Genomic DNA, 2,661 nt, shown 5'->3' on the forward strand with positions numbered 1-2,661 from the left:
GTACATTATTCATTTTCCGGATTTTTATAGATGAAATACAGAAAATCGGATGGATTATTATGTTTTTATATGTATATTATTGGGTGTTTTTTAATTTAAATGAACAAATGATAATTAAGGTATAAATATGTTGAAGTTAATTAGGTTACTGTATAATTTGTAGAGGTACTATATTTAATAGGGGAACCTGCTATACTAAGTGAAGAGAATTATGAAATATACACTAGAAAAAATAAAAAATTATATTAGTGCTTTACCGGATATCGTTATATATGTGGAAAATAGACAGATCTGGTTTAAATGGAAAGGTGAGCCCTTTCTTGAATGATGTAAAGTATCTATTATATAATATGAAACAATTTTAAATTCTTTTTATGGAGGTCAACAATGCCAAAAATTACGGTACTAATGCCTGTATATAATGGTGAAAAATATTTAAGAGAGTCTGTTGATAGTATTTTGAACCAAACTTTTACAGATTTTGAATTATTAATTATAAACGATGGATCAACAGATAGTAGTATGGAGATTTTGAATTCTTATAGTGATTCACGAATAAGAATAGTGACAAATGAAGTAAATTTAAGGTTGATTAAAACATTAAATAAGGGAATTGATTTAGCAACAGGAGAATATATTGCTAGGATGGATTGTGATGATATAGCAGATCCAAAACGTTTAGAAATTCAATTGCAGTATATGGAGAAGCATCCTGATGTTGCAGTTTGTGGAACGGGTGTTAAAGTTATAGGTCAGAATCGAAAACCGTGGCAAATTTCAGGCTCTTCAGAATTAATAAGAAATTGTTTGTATGTTCGAAGCTGTATGATTCATCCATCTGTGATGATGCGCACGGAATTTTTAAAAGAACACAACATTTATTATGATTTGAATTACTTACATGCTGAAGATTATGAGTTGTTCCAGAGATTAAGTGAGAAGTATAAAGTAATTAACTTAGAGGAGCCACTACTGAATTATCGTTGGTCAGAAACAAGTGTAAGTAGTCTTAATGCCTCCGATCAAGAGGTTATGGCCGCAAAGATTTCTACAGAGGCTTTATCTCGTATTGGAATTGAATTTAATCGCGTACCATTTGCAAGGGGTACATTAACGAAAGAAGAATTATTAGAAGTAAAACGCCAATTAGAAGAACAATATCATAAGGCTAACAAAGAGGATAAAAATATTAAGCAAATATTCCAATTTCTATGGCTTGATATGATTCTTAAAGGAACGAATCATGGTTTATGGAATATAAAAATGTTATTTTCTCCTAAATTTTGTTCTATTTTATTGATGGATAAAGGCCTCCTGACACGTATAATTGCGAAGAGTTTACTGAAGAAGTAATTGGAATCAACTCAATGTTGAAATATTATAATGAGAACAGTTTTTATAAGTTTAAAAATAAGAAAAGAGACGTGCTATTCAAAAGTGAATGGTACGTCTCTTTTTATTACGTCTTTAAGATTTTTTAAATTTAGATGTTAACTTAGAAAGAGCCATGAATAAGATTTCATCTTTTGTCAGGAATAACAACAGAGTATATGCAAGTCCATTTGTGACAACTAATGCTAGAAATAAAGGAATTGTTCCTGACACGTATAGTTGAACTGCATAAGAAATCGGAAAGAATGTAAGGGAATAGAATAAATATTTAAAGTTGGCCATCGTAAATAGGTGATAGTTTACCTTTAAATATTTTTTGATATAAAAATATATATACACAACAAGTAATAGCGTTGCAATTGTTGTTGTCAAAGTTGCTGTCGTTGGTGTAAATAAATTGATCTTTAGCAGTATTACTTTAAGTATAATATTTATAACCCCAAATATTAATAGCGCACGTACCAATATATGTTCTTTACGTTTAATGTACATAATTTGATTTCCAAGAATGGATTGGATACCTAATATAACCATGTAAACAGAAAAAATAGCCAATGTAGGTCCAGCAGCAGCATATTGTGCGCCGCCATAGATTACAACAATTAAATTCGAGACAATGATAATTCCTATAGCTGCTGGGAATAAGGTGATGAAATAAAGTTGAGATATTGTATTTAATAATTTATCATATGCTGTTTCATCATCACCTTCGGATAAGTAAGAAAGCCTTGGTAAGGTTACTTGTATAACGCTTAACATGAGTAAGTTAATAATAGACATAATTTGAAAAGCCATTACATAGAAAGAAACATATTTTTCGCCTACGTATTCTCCAAGGAAGAAGCGATCCAAGTGAGTATAAAGTATATGCGCATTTGAGAAGATGGCGATTAATAATAATGGTTTTAAATGTTTTTTGATAGTAATATTTGAAAAATCGAATTTTACAGTACGTCTTATATATATATAACTAATAATATTATTTAAGAAATTAGAAAGTACTAATAGTCCTGTAAATTGATAAAAATCTTGAGCAGTTTGTACAAAGATAAAAAGCATTACGACATAAATTAATTTTACAATGATGGTCTTTAATGTAATAAAGTCGAAATTTTCGTAGGCTTCATTTAGCCACTCTACATAAAAAATATTTGCAATAAAGTTAAATCCAAATATGAGGAGGATATAAAATAAACCTTTTTCCGCATATCCGAAGTAACTAAATAGTAAATATGCTCCAAATGTTAATAAATTCGTGAAGATACTTAA

At 29.3% G+C, this 2,661-nt stretch carries 2 protein-coding genes; one reads left to right on the plus strand and one right to left on the minus strand.

Translation table 11 applies throughout. The annotated features are described in order from the left end of the window. The first annotated feature begins 387 nt into the window (after positions 1 to 387). Complete coding sequence (locus MR083_RS26375; RefSeq protein ID WP_001124451.1) at positions 388 to 1,353, plus strand: glycosyltransferase family 2 protein; 966 nt, start codon at positions 388 to 390, stop codon at positions 1,351 to 1,353. A 114-nt stretch (positions 1,354 to 1,467) separates the two neighbouring features. Here the strand turns inward: MR083_RS26375 and MR083_RS26380 are convergent. Next, the coding region (locus MR083_RS26380; protein ID WP_242270081.1) for an oligosaccharide flippase family protein at positions 1,468 to 2,661 on the minus strand (1,194 nt) is incomplete at its 5' end.

It is taken from the genome of Bacillus cereus group sp. BfR-BA-01408 (genome assembly GCF_022663305.1).
GTDB classification, from domain to species: domain Bacteria; phylum Bacillota; class Bacilli; order Bacillales; family Bacillaceae_G; genus Bacillus_A; species Bacillus_A pacificus.

Coding starts and splice junctions, on each gene's coding strand:
- MR083_RS26375 (WP_001124451.1), top strand. CDS start 388: ATGCCAAAAATTACGGTACTAATGCCTGTATATAATGGTGAAAAATAT.